This window comes from Streptomyces sp. NPDC006997, from assembly GCF_040635175.1.
Taxonomy (GTDB): domain Bacteria; phylum Actinomycetota; class Actinomycetes; order Streptomycetales; family Streptomycetaceae; genus Streptomyces.
Genome location: NZ_JBEYHH010000006.1, coordinates 170,181 through 184,767 on the forward strand (window position 1 = coordinate 170,181; position 14,587 = coordinate 184,767).

Consider the following 14,587-nt stretch of genomic DNA (forward strand, 5'->3'; position numbering starts at 1 on the left):
GACCAGTGGAGTGTGTCCATGCACGGGCGGTATTTGTTGTTGGAGACTGACTGGACTTGACGCCCGGCAAGCCTAACCCGCACGCGTCGGCCGTGGGGCCGGAAGGTCGGTCCAATTTCCGCCAACGCGCCGGTGCGCCCCCCGCTCCACCCACCCTTGAGCCGGTCTCCGCTCAGCCGTGGCGACCGCCGCTCAGGTGGCCGGCCGCACGAGGCGATCGCCATCGCCAGCCCCCCTCAACTGGTCTCCGTCACCTTCGCCAGCGCCCGGGGCGCGTCCGGGTCCTGGCCGCGGGCGATGGTGACCTCGTGGGCCAGCAGCTGGAGGGGGATGATCTCCAGGACCGGCTGGACCTCCTCCGCGACGTTCTCGGTGGGCAGCACGAACCCGGCCGAGGCCCGTTCGACGTGCTCGCGCGGGCCGATGACGACCAGGTCGGCGCCCCGCCCGCGGAGCCGGTCGAGGACGGGCCGCAGCGCCTCACCGCCCTTGCCGTCGGGAACCACCGCGATCACCGGGGAGACGTTGTCGACCATGGCGAGCGGACCGTGCAGCAGATCGGCGCCGGAGTAGGACAGGGCGGGGATGTAGCTGGTCTCCATCAGCTTCAGGGCGGCCTCCTTGGCCGTGGGGTAGCCGTAGCCGCGGGAGGTGATCACCATGCGCTCGGCGAACCGGTACCGGGCGGCCAGGGCGCGCACCTCGTCGTGCCGGGCGAGCAGCCGCTCGGCGAGGTCGGGCAGGGCCCGCGCGGGGGCGCCGTCGCCGTCGCGCAGGCCCTCGACGAGGAGGTAGAGGGCGAGCAGGGAGGCGGTGTACGACTTGGTGGCGGGCAGGGCGCGCTCGGGTCCGGCCAGGATGTCGATGTGGTGCTCGGAGATCCCGGCCAGCGCGGAGTCGGGGTTGTTGGTGACGGCGAGGGTGAGGGCCCCGGCCTCGCGGGCCACCCGGGTGGAGGCGACCAGGTCCGGGGAGCCGCCCGACTGGCTGACGGTCACGAGCAGCACGTCGGTGAGGTCGGGGCGGGCGCCGTACGTCGTGGTCGTCGACATGGAGGCGAGTCCGCAGGGCAGGCCGAGCCGGATCTCGATCAGGTACTTGGCGTACAGCGCGGCGTTGTCGGAGGTGCCGCGGGCGGTCAGCAGCACGAAGCGGGGCCCGCGGGCGGCGATCTCCCGGGCCACCCGCCGGACGGGTCCGGCGCCCTCGTCGAGGATCCGCCGGAGCACGGCGGGCTGCTCGGCCATCTCGCGGGCCATGATCCGCCCCGGGGCGTCACCCCGGTGGCCGAGGCGCGGCGCGCTGCTCATAGGAGCCTCCACTCCACCCGGTCGCCCCCGTGCCTTCCCTCCCATTGCACTCCCCCACGGCCCGCCGCGCCTGTTAGATTGGGATCCGGGATTGGTCTAAACCACATGCGGACCGGCCCCCATCGAGAGTGTCCCCTGACCCCCTCTTCAGAACGGCAGGCCCAGCGTGGAAGTTGTCATCGTTCCGGACGCCAAGGCGGGCGGCGAGCTGATAGCCGAGGCCATGGCGCAGCTGCTCGGGCGCAAGCCCGGCGCCGTCCTCGGAGTGGCCACCGGGTCCACGCCGCTGCCCGTGTACGAGGCGCTGGCGGCCAAGGTGCGCTCCGGTGCCGTGGACGTCTCCCGCGCCCGTATCGCCCAGCTCGACGAGTACGTGGGGCTGCCCGCGGCCCACCCCGAGTCCTACCGTTCGGTGCTGCGCCGCGAGGTGCTGGAGCCGCTCGGCATCGGGATGGACGCGTTCCTCGGTCCCGACGGCGAGGCCACCGACGTACCGGCGGCCTGCGCGGCGTACGACAGGGCGCTGGCCGAGGCGGGCGGGGTGGACCTGCAACTGCTGGGGATCGGCACGGACGGGCACATCGGCTTCAACGAGCCGTGTTCGTCGCTGGCCTCGCGCACCCGGATCAAGACGCTCACCGAGCAGACCCGCGTGGACAACGCGCGCTTCTTCGACGGGGACGTCGACCAGGTCCCGCACCACGTGGTCACGCAGGGCATCGGGACGATCCTGGAGGCCCGGCACCTGGTGCTGCTGGCCACGGGCGAGGGCAAGGCGGACGCGGTCGCCGCGACCGTCGAGGGCCCGGTGGCCGCCGTCTGCCCGGCCTCCGCGCTCCAGCTGCACCCGCACGCCACGGTCGTCGTCGACGAGGCCGCCGCGTCGAAGCTGAAGCTCGCCGACTACTTCCGGCAGACCTACGCCGCCAAGCCGGAGTGGCAGGGCATCTGATCCCGTACGGCGAACGCCGGGCCCCCGTCGAGGGGGCCCGGCGTTCGCCGTCTCCGTGGATCATCCCCCCGTGACGACCCCCGCGAGGACCTCGGCCGCCGCGCGCCCGCACACCCGCGCCGCGCCGTAGGTGGCGATGTGCGGGGTGCCGCGGGGCGGCGCCTGGGGTACGCCCATCTCGACGACAACGGTGTCAGGGCGGGCCGCGAGCAGGGTGCCGACGGCCGCCGCCATCCAGGGGTGCCGGTGCTCGTCGCGGACGACGGCGACGATACGGCGCTCCCCGGCCGCCGCGAGGACCGCACCGCCCGCCACGCTGCCGGTGAAGGTGCCCGACTCGGTGCCGGGCACCAGCTCCGCCAGCTCGGCCGCGACGCCCCAGGGCGTCTCGTCGCCCACGGCGATGTTGGCGACCGGCGTGAGCGCGGCGACGTACGGCGCCGCCGTCAGCGGGGCGGGGTCGCCGGTCACCCGCAGGGCGCGGCGGGCGGCACGCAGGCCCACCTCGTCGCGGGAGACGGAGGCGTCGGCGGCGGGCCGGGACACCCCCGCCGTCCACTGGGCGAGCTTGCGCACCCGTTCCGCCGCGTCCGCGAGCCGCTCCTCGGCCAGCTCCCCGGCGCGCACGGCCGCCACGAGGGCGTCCCGCAGCCGTCGTACCGTGTCGTCGTCGGCGAGGCCGCCGCCCACGCAGATGGCGTCGGCGCCGGCGGCGATGGCGAGGACGCTGCCGCGTTCGATGCCGTAGGTGCCCGCGATGGCCTGCATCTCCATGCCGTCGGTGACGATCAGGCCGTCGTAGCCGAGTTCGCCGCGCAGCAGCTCGGTGAGGATGCGCGGCGAGAGGGTCGCCGGGCGGTCCGGGTCCAGGGCGGGGACCAGGATGTGGGCGCTCATCACGGCCTTCGTCCCGGCGGCGATGGCGGCCCGGAACGGGGTCAGCTCACGGTCGGTGAGGACCGCCGGGCCGACGTCGATGCGGGGCATCGCGTGGTGGGAGTCGACGGCGGTGTCACCGTGCCCGGGGAAGTGCTTGGTGCAGGCGGCGACCCCGGCCGCCTGGAGGCCGGTGACGTAGGCGGCGGTGTGCCGGGCGACCAGGTCGGGGGCGGCGCCGAAGGAGCGGACGCCGATGACCGGGTTGTCCGGGTTGGAGTTGACGTCGGCGGACGGGGCCCAGTTGAAGTTGACCCCGCAGGCGGCGAGGCGGTGGCCGAGCGCGTACGCCACGGCGTGCGTCAGCTCGGTGTCGTCGACCGCGCCGAGGGCGTGGTTGCCGGGGTAGGAGGAGCCGGTGCGCACCTCCAGGCGGGTGACGTCGCCGCCCTCCTCGTCGATGGCGACCAGGACGTCGTCGCGCTCGGCGCGCAGCTGGGCGGTGAGCGCGGCCAGCTGGGCGGGGGAGGCGATGTTGCGGCCGAACAGGCCCACCGAGGCGAGGCCCTCGCCGAGGCGGCGCAGCAGCCAGTCGGGGGCGGTGGTGCCGGTGAAGCCGGGCTGGAGAACGGTCAGGGCGTCACGTGTGAGGGTGTCCGTGCCGCTCGCGAATGTGGTCATCGGGTGGCGTTATCCCTTCACGGCGCCCGCGGTCAGGCCACTGACGGCCCGGCGCTGGAGGTAGACGAAGAGGATCAGGATCGGGATGGCGAAGAGGGAGGAGGCGGCCATGGTGGCGCCCCAGTCGTCGCCGAAGGCGGTGCGGAAGCTGGACACCCACAGCGGCAGGGTCTGCGACTCGGCGTCCTTGTTGAGGACCAGGACCAGCGGGAACTCGTTCCAGGCGGTGATGAACCCGAACATCGAGGTGGACATCAGGCCGGGGGCGAGCAGCGGCAGGATCACCCTGCGGAACGCGCCGACGCGGGTGCAGCCGTCGACCATCGCCGCCTCCTCCAGCTCCTTCGGCACGGCGGCGACGAAGCCGCGCAGCGTCAGGATGGTGAAGGGCAGGATCATCATCATGTAGAACACGGTGAGCGGGACGAGGCTGTTGAGCAGGGAGGCGTCCCGCACGATCATGTAGATCGCGATGACCATGACCTCCCAGGGCGCCATCTGGGCCAGCATGAACCCGACGATGAAGCCGCGCCGCCCCCTGAACCGCATCCGGGCCAGCGCGAACGACCCGGCGAGCGCGATGACGAGGGAGAAGACCACCGCGAGGACGGTGACGATCAGCGAGTTGGTGACGTACGTCCAGAAGTGGTCGACGCCGGTCGCGGTCCTGAAGTGCTCGAAGGTGATGTCCGTCGGGAACCAGACGGGGTCCTCGGAGATGATGTCGCCGGTCGGCTTGAAGGCCGTGGAGAACATCCAGTACACGGGGAAGACGCAGCCGATGAAGAGGATCACGGCCGTGACGTTGGGCCAGAGGCGGCCGAAGAGCGTGCGCTTCACAGCTGTCCCTCCTCGTCCTGCTTGAGCACGAGGCGCAGGTAGTAGGCGGTGATCCCGAGCAGGATCAGGATGGTCAGGACGGCGATGGCCGCGCCCATGCCGTAGTGCTGGTTGCCGACGCCCTCGATGTACGCGTAGACGGGCAGGATCTCGGTGAGGCGGTCGGGGCCGCCCGCGTTGATGACGTAGACCTGCACGAACGCCTTGAAGATCCAGATGACTTCGAGGAACGTGGTGGCGTAGAGGAAGGGCCGCAGGAAGGGCAGGGTGACCGTGGTGAAGCTCTTCCAGCCGCCCGCGCCGTCGAGGGCGGCGGCCTCGTACAGCTCGCTGGGGATGGTGGTGGTCGCCGCGTAGAGGTTGATGGCGACGAACGGGATGGACATCCACACGATCAGTACGGTGACCACGAAGAACGTCGACATCTGGCTGCTGGTCCAGCTGTAGTCGGCCATGGAGTGCCAGCCGAGCCTGTCCAGCACCCAGTTGACGACGCCGAAGCGCTCGGCGAACAGCCACTGGTAGACGGTGGTCGCCGCGATCACGGGCATCGCCCAGGCCAGCACCAGGCCGATCATCAGCAGCAGCCGCATCCGCTGGCCGAGGCGGGCCAGGAGCAGGCCGACCAGGGAGCCGCAGCCCATGGTCAGCGCGACGTTGACCGCGGTGAACAGGACCGAGCGCAGGGTGACGCGCCAGAAGTCCTCGCCGGTGAGGACCTCCTTGTAGTTGTCGATGCCGTTCCACTCGGTGACGTGCTGGATCAGCTGCGCCATGTTGAGGTTCTGGAACGACAGCAGGACGTCCTTCAGCAGCGGCCAGCCCAGCAGCAGCACGGTGGCCACGCAGGCGGGCAGCAGCAACAGGTACGGTCCCAGCGCGCCGACGCGCGCCGCGGCTCGCGGCGTCCTGCCGCCGGATCCCCCGCCGTCCGTCCCCTTGCGGACGTCAGCCGGGCCGGAGGGCGGCCGTTCGGTCTGCACGGTCATGCTCGCGTTCTCTCTACTCGACCCATTCGACCTACTCGACGTGACGGAACGCGGGGCGGGGGCCCGGGTCGGAACCGGGCCCCCGCCCCCGTGCCGCTACTGCTGCTGCGACAGGCGCTTGTTGAACTCGTCCTCGACCTGCTTGGCGGCCTTGGCCGGGGACTTCCCGTTCAGCACGGCGGTCATGTAGGTCTTGACCGGGTTGGGGGCGTTCTCCACCGCGGCCCACTCGGGGATCAGCGGCGTGGTGCCACCGCCCGCGGCGGCCGGGGCGGCGGCCTCGGCGGCGGCGTTGCCCGCGACGTTGCCCTGCAGCGACTCCTTGTTCGGGATAACGCCGTTGGCCTTGGCGAGCTTGCCCTCGAACTCGTCGGACAGGGCGATCTTCAGGAACTCCTTGGCGAGGTCCTGCTTCTTGCTGCCCGCGGCGACGGCGAGGTTGGAGCCGCCGAGGAAGACGCCCTCGGGCTTGTCGGCCGTGGCACCGGGGATGGTGAAGTAGCCGATCTGCTCCTCGATCTTCTTGTCGGCCTCGATCGCGATGCCGGCTTCCCAGCCCATGCCGATGAACGCGCCGACGTTGCCCTTGCCGAAGACCTGGCCCTGCTGCGGGGTGGCCTCGTCCTTGTCCTTGGGCGCCTTGGACAGGGCCTGGAACTTCTTGTACGTCTCCATGGCCGCGGCGACCTTCGGGTCGTCCAGGTTGGAGACGTACTTGTCGCCGTCCTTCTTGACCAGTTCGCCGCCCTCGCCGATGACCAGGCCGACGAAGTGGTACCAGTTCTGGCCGGGCAGGTAGATCGGCTCGGCGTCGGTCTTCTCGCCGATCGTCTTCAGGTCGGCGTAGAACTCGTCGCGGGTCTTCGGGGTGTCCTTGATCCCGGCGTCGGCCCAGATCTCCTTGTTGTAGATGACCACGCGGTTGGCGAAGTACCAGGGCGCCGCGTACTGCTTGCCCTCGTAGATCGAGGACTCGTTGAGCGCCTCGGTCCAGTCACCGCCGATCTCGGTCTTCAGGTCGGCGAGGTCGGCCAGGCCGCCGGTCTTGGCGTAGGCCGGGGTCTGGGTGTTGCCGATCTCGAAGACGTCCGGCGGGTTCTCCTCGGACAGGGCGGTGGTCAGCTTCTGCTGGATGCCGTTCCACTGCTGGACCTCGAACTTGACCTTCGCCTTGGTCTTCTTCTCGAAGGCGGTGGCCAGTTCGGCCTGCCAGTCGTCGGGCGAGGAGCCGTCCATCACCCACACGGTGAGGGTCTGACCCGCGTAGCCGTCCGCCCCGGCCTTGCCGCCGTTGCCCTCGTCGCCGTCGTCGCCCCCACATGCCGCGATGGAGACCATCATTGCCGCGACACCGATCGCGGATATCAGCTTGCGCTTCACGCCACCCTCCTCAGGGATGCCACAAACCCCCCTCGTCCCCGCGGTGACCGTCAACGCGTACTGTCCGTGGGGCCTGGGACCTGGACCAATGGTGTAGACCAGTACCCGGAGCTTGGCCCAGACCAAATGGCCTGTCAAGGGCCCGGAACAAGGGCTCTACCAGCCGTTATGGGACCTACATATGCAGGAACCATTACTAAAGAAGGCCGCGAAAACACCGCCAGACGGGGCCTGCTTCGGGTAGACCACTGGAGAGCCAGTCGAGAAGGCTGGACTAGACCAACGATGGGCACGGGGGTATACAGAGGGATCACGGACCGTACGGGAACCCCGTACGGACAGCCGTGTCACGATGTGAGCCGCGGCCGACACGACGTCGGCCGTGTCGGACCCGGAGCCGGGAAGGCGGAGCATGAGCACCGACGTCAGCAGTGCGGAGAACGAGGGCGGGGCAGGCGTCCGTACCGCACGCGTGCCCAAGTACTACCGCCTGAAGAAGCACCTGCTGGACATGACGGAGACCCAGGCACCGGGCACCCCGGTGCCGCCCGAGCGCACGCTCGCCGCCGAGTTCGACACCTCCCGCACCACCGTCCGCCAGGCCCTCCAGGAACTCGTCGTCGAGGGCCGCCTGGAGCGCATCCAGGGCAAGGGCACCTTCGTCGCCAAGCCCAAGGTCTCCCAGGCGCTCCAGCTCACCTCCTACACCGAGGACATGCGCGCCCAGGGGCTGGAACCGACGTCCCAGCTGCTGGACATCGGCTACATCACCGCCGACGACACCCTCGCCGCCCTGCTCGACATCACCACCGGCGGCCGGGTGCTGCGCATCGAGCGCCTGCGCATGGCCAACGCCGAGCCGATGGCGATCGAGACCACCCACCTGTCCGCCAAGCGCTTCCCCGCGCTGCGCCGCTCCCTGGCCAGGTACACCTCCCTCTACACGGCCCTCGCCGAGGTGTACGACGTCCATCTGGCCGAGGCCGAGGAGACCATCGAGACCTCGCTGGCCACCCCGCGCGAGGCCGGGCTGCTCGGCACCGACGTGGGCCTGCCGATGCTGATGCTCTCCCGGCACTCCCGGGACCGCGACGGCCAGCCGGTGGAGTGGGTCCGCTCGGTGTACCGCGGGGACCGCTACAAGTTCGTGGCGAGGCTGAAGCGTCCCCAGGAGTAAGGGCCCGCCCACGGTGTGGCGCACCCGCTGTTCCTGCTCCACGTTCCCGGCGTCAACCGCGTTCGAGCGGACCCGGACGGACCGACAGGAAGCGGACCCACGGCAGGGCTTCCGCTGCTGCTGAGCCGCCCCCTAATCGCTGAAGTGCCGACCGTTGTCCGGACGAGGGGTTCCGTTTGCGCCATGCCCTGACCTAGATTGCCTGCGCGCTACACCGGTGATCAGTGAGGGGACGGAGTCGCCAGATGTCACAAGCACCACCTGAAGCCGGCAGAGCGGCGGTGGTGACGCCCACGCGCGTCGTCATCGCCGTCTGCCTGATAGCACCCTTCGTATCGATGCTGTGGGTCGGCTCCTACGCCAAGACCGACCCGACCCTGATCGGCATCCCGTTCTTCTACTGGTACCAGATGGCCTGGGTCGTGGTCTCGGCCGGGCTGACCTCGCTGGCGTACCAGCTCTGGCAGCGCGACCAGCGCGCCCGCAGGCAGGGGGGTGCCGGGGAATGAACGACGGCGTGAACGGTGTCGCACTCACCGTCTTCATCCTGTTCTTCGTCGCCGTCACCGCGATGGGCTTCCTCGCCTCCCGCTGGCGCCGGGCGGCCAACGAGCACAGCCTCGACGAGTGGGGTCTGGGCGGCCGGTCCTTCGGCACCTGGATCACCTGGTTCCTGCTCGGCGGCGACCTCTACACGGCGTACACCTTCGTGGCGGTCCCGGCGGCGATCTACGCGGCGGGCGCGGCCGGGTTCTTCGCGGTGCCCTACACGATCCTCATCTACCCGATGATGTTCGTGTTCCTGCCCCGGCTGTGGTCGGTCTCCCACAAGCACGGCTACGTCACCACCTCGGACTTCGTCCGCGGCCGGTTCGGCTCCAAGGGCCTGTCGCTGGCGGTCGCCGTCACCGGCATCCTCGCCACCATGCCCTACATCGCGCTCCAGCTCGTCGGCATCCAGGCCGTCCTGGACGTCATGGGCGTCGGCGGCGGCGAGGACACCCACTGGTTCGTCAAGGACCTGCCGCTGCTGATCGCCTTCGGTGTGCTGGCCGCGTACACCTACTCCTCCGGGCTGCGCGCGCCCGCGCTGATCGCGTTCGTCAAGGACACGCTGATCTACCTCGTCATCGCGGTCGCGATCATCTACATCCCGATCAAGCTGGGCGGCTTCGACGACATCTTCGCCGCGGCCAGCCAGAAGTACGAGGCGTCGGGCGCGGGCGGACTCTCGCCGACCGCCGCCTCCCAGTGGACGTACGCCACGCTGGCGCTGGGCTCGGCGCTCGCGCTGTTCATGTACCCGCACAGCGTGACCGCCGTGCTGTCCAGCCGCAGCCGTGAGGTGATCCGCCGCAACTCCACCATCCTGCCGCTGTACTCGCTGTTGCTGGGGCTGCTCGCCCTGCTGGGCTTCATGGCCATCGCGGCGGGCGTCCAGGTGGACAACGGGCAGCTGGCGATCCCGCAGCTCTTCGAGAACATGTTCCCCGACTGGTTCACGGGCGTGGCCTTCGCGGCGATCGGCATCGGCGCGCTGGTCCCGGCGGCCATCATGTCCATCGCGGCGGCCAACCTCTTCACCCGCAACATCTACAAGGACTTCCTGAAGCCGGACGCCACCCCGGCCCAGGAGACCAAGGTGTCCAAGCTGGTGTCCCTGCTGGTGAAGGTGGGCGCGCTGATCTTCGTCCTCGGCATGGACAAGACCGTCGCCATCAACTTCCAGCTGCTCGGCGGCATCTGGATCCTGCAGACCTTCCCGGCCCTGGTCGGCGGTCTGTTCACCCGCTGGTTCCACCGCTGGGCCCTGCTCGCGGGCTGGGCGGTCGGCATGGCGTACGGCACGATCGCCGCGTACGGCGTCTCCTCGCCGACCCAGGCGCACTTCGGCGGCTCGTCGAAGGAGATCCCGGGCATCGGCGAGATCGGCTACATCGGCCTCACGGCGTTCGTCCTCAACCTGGCCGTCACCATCGTCCTGACCTTCGTCCTCAGGGCCCTCAAGGCCCCGGAGGGCGTGGACGAGACGAGCCCGGAGGACTACTCGGCGGACGCGGGCGACCCGGGAGTGAAGGTCGAGCTGCCCCCTGCCACGGCGGACACCGCACGCGGCTAGGGACCAGCCACCCCCACCCCGCAGCGGGCCGCCGTAAAGAAGTACTACGGCGGCCCGCTGTCGTACACACTCGCGCCATGGACATCCGGATCCGCCCCGTCACCCCCACCGAACACACCACCCTCGGCGACATCACGGCGAACGCCTACCTCCACGACAACCTCCTCGACTTCGGCGAGAACGACGCCTACCTGCACGAGCTGAGGAACGTCACCAAGCGCGCCGCCTCCGCGGAGGTACTGGTCGCCGTGGCGGACGGTCGAGTCCTCGGCGGCGTCACCTTCGTCCCCACCCCCGGCCCCATGTCCGACATCGCCCGCCCCGGCGAAGCCGAGATGAGGATGCTGGCCGTCGCCAGCGAGGCCCGCGGCCGGGGTGCGGGCGAGGCCCTGGTGCGGGCCTGCGTCGACCGCGCCCGCGCCACCGCCGGCTGCACGGGCGTCGTCCTGTCCACCCAGCGCACCATGCGCACCGCCCACCGCATCTACGAACGGCTGGGCTTCACCCGCGTCCCGGAGCGTGACTGGAACCCGCTCCCGGAGCTGGACGACATCATGCTGCTCGTCTACGAACTGACGCTCTGAAACCGGCTCGACACAACATCTGGGGGTGGCACGCCGTCCCGGCACAAGATGTATGCTCATGCTCGCTGTCGCCGCAGGGGAATCCGGTGCGAATCCGGAGCTGTCCCGCAACGGTGTACTCGCGTGTTCCCGCACGCCTGTCCAGTCCGAACGCCTGCCGACAGCGCGCCCGGCCGACCGGTCCGGGTGCCATGACGTCCGGGCCTCGTGGAATGGGCCGGTGGACGCGACGCCGCGCGCGCTCGTGAGCTGCCGCCTGCCCTCCGCCAGGCCCCGTGCCAAGCGAGGGAGAGCCCCACGTGACCATCGCGCCAGCGGATCCCGCTTCAGCGACCCCCGTGGACACCGGCGGTCCGGGCGCAGCGCTGCTGCGGACCCTGACCGAACTGACCGCCGACCTGCCCGACGCCGACCCCGGCCGGGTCGCCGCCGCCGCGCTGCGCGGCCGGTCCGCGCGGGCCGACGACAGGGAGCTGCGCGAGCTGGCGGCCGAGGCCGCCGCCGGGCTGATCTCGGAGGACCCCGCGTACTCCCGGCTCGCGGCCCGGCTGCTGACCCTCGCGATCCGCGCCGAGGCGGCCTCGCAGGGCGTCACGTCGTTCACCGGGTCCGTCGCGACCGGCCACCGCGAGGGTCTGATCGCCGACCGCACCGCGGACTTCGTCCGTATCCACGCGGAGCGCCTGGACGCGCTCGTCGACCCGGACGCCGACGACCGCTTCGGCTACTTCGGGCTGCGCACCCTGCACTCCCGCTACCTGCTCCGGCACCCGACGACCCGCCAGGTCATCGAGACGCCCCAGCACTTCCTGCTGCGCGTCGCCGCCGGTCTCGCGGAGGACGACAGCCGCCGCTCGGCGGACGAGGTCGCCGCGCTGTACGCGCTGATGAGCCGCCTCGACTACCTGCCGTCCTCCCCCACCCTCTTCAACTCCGGCACCCGCCACCCGCAGATGTCGTCCTGCTACCTCCTGGACTCCCCCAGGGACGAGCTGGACTCCCTCTACGAGCGCTACCACCAGGTCGCCCGGCTCTCCAAGCACGCGGGCGGCATCGGACTGTCGTACAGCCGTGTCCGCTCGCGCGGTTCGCTGATCCGGGGGACCAACGGGCACTCCAACGGCATCGTGCCGTTCCTGAAGACGCTGGACGCCTCGGTGGCGGCGGTGAACCAGGGCGGTCGGCGCAAGGGCGCGGCGGCGGTCTACCTGGAGACCTGGCACTCCGACGTGGAGGAGTTCCTGGAGCTGCGCGACAACACCGGTGAGGACGCCCGCCGCACCCACAACCTCAACCTCGCGCACTGGGTGCCGGACGAGTTCATGCGCCGGGTCGCCGAGGACGGGGTGTGGTCGCTGTTCTCCCCGTCCGACGTGCCCGCGCTGGTCGACCTGTGGGGCGCGGAGTTCGACGCCGCCTACCGCGCGGCCGAGGCGGCGGGGCTGGCGCGGAAGACCGTCCCGGCCCGTGAGCTGTACGGCCGGATGATGCGCACCCTCGCGCAGACCGGCAACGGCTGGATGACCTTCAAGGACGCCGCCAACCGCACCGCCAACCAGACCGCCGAGCCGGGCCACGTCATCCACTCCTCCAACCTGTGCACGGAGATCCTGGAGGTCACGGACGACGGTGAGACGGCCGTGTGCAACCTGGGCTCGGTCAACCTCGGCGCGTTCGTCGAGGGCGGGGACGGCGGGGGCGGCGGGGGCGGCGGGGACATCGACTGGGAGCGCCTGGACGCCACCGTGCGCACCGCGGTCACCTTCCTGGACCGCGTGGTCGACATCAACTACTACCCGACCGAGCAGGCGGGCCGCTCCAACGCCCGCTGGCGGCCGGTGGGCCTGGGCGTGATGGGCCTCCAGGACGTCTTCTTCCAGTTGCGGCTGCCCTTCGACTCCGCCGAGGCGAAGGCCCTGTCCAGCCGGATCGCCGAGCGGATCATGCTCGCCGCGTACGAGGCGTCCGCCGACCTCGCCCAGCGCAACAGCCCGTTCCCGGCGTGGGCGAGGACCCGTACCGCGCGGGGCGTGCTGCACCCCGACCACTACGACACCGAGCTGACCTGGCCGGAGCGCTGGGCGGCGCTGCGCGAGCGGATCGCGGCGGTCGGGATGCGCAACGCGCTGCTCCTCGCCGTCGCGCCGACCGCGACGATCGCCTCGATCGCGGGCGTCTACGAGTGCGTCGAGCCGCAGGTGTCCAACCTGTTCAAGCGCGAGACCCTCTCCGGTGAGTTCCTCCAGGTCAACTCCTACCTGGTACGGGACCTGAAGCGGCTCGGCGTCTGGGACGCCCGCACCCGGGAGGCGCTGCGCGAGGCGGGTGGCTCGGTACAGGGCTTCTCCTGGATCCCGGAGGACGTACGGCGGCTGTACCGCACGGCGTGGGAGATCCCGCAGCGCGCCCTGATCGACATGGCGGCGGCCCGGACCCCGTTCATCGACCAGGCCCAGTCCCTCAACCTGTTCATGGAGACGCCGACCATCGGCAAGCTCTCCTCGATGTACGCGTACGCCTGGAAGTCGGGCCTGAAGACGACGTACTACCTGCGCTCCCGCCCGGCGACCCGCATCGCCCGCGCCGCCCGGGCCACGGTCCCGGCCCCCGAGGCGGTCGCCTGCTCCCTGGAGAACCCCGAGTCCTGCGAGGCCTGTCAGTAATGTCCACCCGCCCCCAGAACCTCCTCGACCCCGGCTTCGAGCTGACCCTGCGCCCCATGCGCTACCCGGACTTCTACGAGCGCTACCGGGACGCCATCAAGAACACCTGGACCGTGGAGGAGGTCGACCTCCACTCCGACGTCGCCGACCTCGCCAGGCTCAGCCCCGGCGAGCAGCACCTCATCGGCCGCCTCGTCGCCTTCTTCGCGACCGGCGACTCCATCGTGGCGAACAACCTGGTGCTGACGCTGTACAAGCACATCAACTCCCCCGAGGCGCGCCTGTACCTGAGCAGGCAGCTCTTCGAGGAGGCGGTGCACGTCCAGTTCTACCTGACGCTCCTCGACACCTACCTGCCCGACCCGGAGGACCGCACGGCGGCCTTCGCGGCGGTGGAGAACATCCCCTCCATCCGGGAGAAGGCGGAGTTCTGCTTCCGGTGGATGGACTCGGTGGAGCGGCTCGACCGCCTGGAGACCCGGGCCGACCGCCGCCGCTTCCTGCTGAACCTGATCTGCTTCGCCGCGTGCATCGAGGGCCTGTTCTTCTACGGCGCCTTCGCGTACGTCTACTGGTTCCGCAGCCGGGGCCTGCTGCACGGCCTGGCGACCGGCACCAACTGGGTGTTCCGCGACGAGACCATGCACATGTCCTTCGCGTTCGACGTCGTGGACACCGTCCGCAAGGAGGAGCCGGAGCTGTTCGACGACGCGCTCCAGCGGCAGGTGACCGACATGCTGGAGGAGGCCGTCGAGGCGGAGCTGCAGTTCGGGCGCGACCTGTGCGGGGAGGGTCTGCCGGGGATGAACACCGACTCGATGCGGCAGTACCTGGAGTGCGTCGCCGACCAGCGCCTGACCCGGCTGGGCTTCGCCCCGGTGTACGGCTCGGAGAACCCGTTCTCCTTCATGGAGCTGCAGGGCGTCCAGGAACTGACCAACTTCTTCGAGCGCCGCCCGTCCGCGTACCAGGTCGCCGTGGAGGGCACGGTCGACCTGGACGAGGACTTCTGAGGT

Annotated in this window: 12 protein-coding genes and 1 riboswitch; of the genes, 7 read left to right on the top strand and 5 right to left on the bottom strand. The window is 70.6% G+C overall.

Features of this window, described 5'->3' with window-relative positions:
* Positions 1-236 precede the first annotated feature (236 nt).
* Positions 237-1,310 (bottom strand): SIS domain-containing protein, encoded by a 1,074-nt coding sequence (locus tag ABZ659_RS08265; protein WP_360214803.1) that lies wholly within the window; start codon positions 1,308-1,310, stop codon positions 237-239.
* Between the two features lie 166 nt (positions 1,311-1,476).
* Here ABZ659_RS08265 and nagB point away from each other — a divergent pair, with 166 nt between their 5' ends.
* Positions 1,477-2,262 carry a glucosamine-6-phosphate deaminase gene (nagB, locus tag ABZ659_RS08270; RefSeq protein WP_360214806.1) on the top strand — a complete coding sequence of 262 codons (786 nt, stop codon included), beginning with the start codon at positions 1,477-1,479 and terminating at the stop codon, positions 2,260-2,262.
* Positions 2,263-2,322: 60 nt separating this feature from the next.
* On the opposite strand, the gene ABZ659_RS08275 is transcribed toward nagB, so the two are convergent.
* The 4 genes from ABZ659_RS08275 to ABZ659_RS08290 all read right to left on the bottom strand — a co-directional run bounded on the left by ABZ659_RS08275 (position 2,323) and on the right by ABZ659_RS08290 (position 7,028).
* Positions 2,323-3,819 carry a glycoside hydrolase family 3 protein gene (locus tag ABZ659_RS08275; protein WP_360214809.1) on the bottom strand — a complete coding sequence of 499 codons (1,497 nt, stop codon included), beginning with the start codon at positions 3,817-3,819 and terminating at the stop codon, positions 2,323-2,325.
* 9 nt (positions 3,820-3,828) lie between these two features.
* Complete coding sequence (locus ABZ659_RS08280; RefSeq protein ID WP_360214812.1) at positions 3,829-4,659, bottom strand: carbohydrate ABC transporter permease; 831 nt, start codon at positions 4,657-4,659, stop codon at positions 3,829-3,831.
* Positions 4,656-5,648: a sugar ABC transporter permease gene (locus ABZ659_RS08285; protein WP_360214815.1), complete on the bottom strand. Its 993-nt coding sequence runs from the start codon at positions 5,646-5,648 to the stop codon at positions 4,656-4,658. The genes ABZ659_RS08280 and ABZ659_RS08285 overlap by 4 nt, the downstream gene beginning before the upstream one ends.
* A 96-nt stretch (positions 5,649-5,744) precedes the next feature.
* Positions 5,745-7,028, bottom strand: coding sequence for an extracellular solute-binding protein (locus tag ABZ659_RS08290; protein WP_360214818.1), 1,284 nt, complete (start codon positions 7,026-7,028; stop codon positions 5,745-5,747).
* A gap of 412 nt (positions 7,029-7,440) precedes the next feature.
* On the opposite strand from ABZ659_RS08290, the gene ABZ659_RS08295 reads away from it, so the two are divergent.
* The 6 genes from ABZ659_RS08295 (at position 7,441) to ABZ659_RS08320 (ending at position 14,584) form a co-directional block, all read left to right on the top strand.
* On the top strand, positions 7,441-8,205 hold the full coding sequence (locus ABZ659_RS08295; protein WP_360214821.1) for a GntR family transcriptional regulator: 765 nt from the start codon (positions 7,441-7,443) through the stop codon (positions 8,203-8,205).
* A 245-nt stretch (positions 8,206-8,450) separates the two neighbouring features.
* Entirely contained in the window at positions 8,451-8,714 is a 264-nt protein-coding gene (locus ABZ659_RS08300) for a DUF3311 domain-containing protein (RefSeq protein ID WP_360214824.1), read from the top strand.
* The gene (gene mctP / locus ABZ659_RS08305) at positions 8,711-10,324 is read left to right on the top strand and encodes a monocarboxylate uptake permease MctP (RefSeq protein WP_360214827.1); all 1,614 of its coding nucleotides are present in this window, start codon (positions 8,711-8,713) and stop codon (positions 10,322-10,324) included. The genes ABZ659_RS08300 and mctP overlap by 4 nt, the downstream gene beginning before the upstream one ends.
* A gap of 77 nt (positions 10,325-10,401) precedes the next feature.
* Positions 10,402-10,908 carry a GNAT family N-acetyltransferase gene (locus ABZ659_RS08310; protein ID WP_360214830.1) on the top strand — a complete coding sequence of 169 codons (507 nt, stop codon included), beginning with the start codon at positions 10,402-10,404 and terminating at the stop codon, positions 10,906-10,908.
* A 77-nt stretch (positions 10,909-10,985) separates the two neighbouring features.
* A riboswitch (cobalamin riboswitch) is annotated at positions 10,986-11,063 on the top strand.
* Positions 11,064-11,207: 144 nt separating this feature from the next.
* Positions 11,208-13,571, top strand: a complete 2,364-nt coding sequence (locus ABZ659_RS08315; protein ID WP_360214833.1) for a ribonucleoside-diphosphate reductase subunit alpha — start codon at positions 11,208-11,210, stop codon at positions 13,569-13,571.
* Positions 13,571-14,584, top strand: a complete 1,014-nt coding sequence (locus ABZ659_RS08320; protein WP_360214836.1) for a ribonucleotide-diphosphate reductase subunit beta — start codon at positions 13,571-13,573, stop codon at positions 14,582-14,584. The genes ABZ659_RS08315 and ABZ659_RS08320 overlap by 1 nt, the downstream gene beginning before the upstream one ends.
* Positions 14,585-14,587 lie beyond the last annotated feature (3 nt).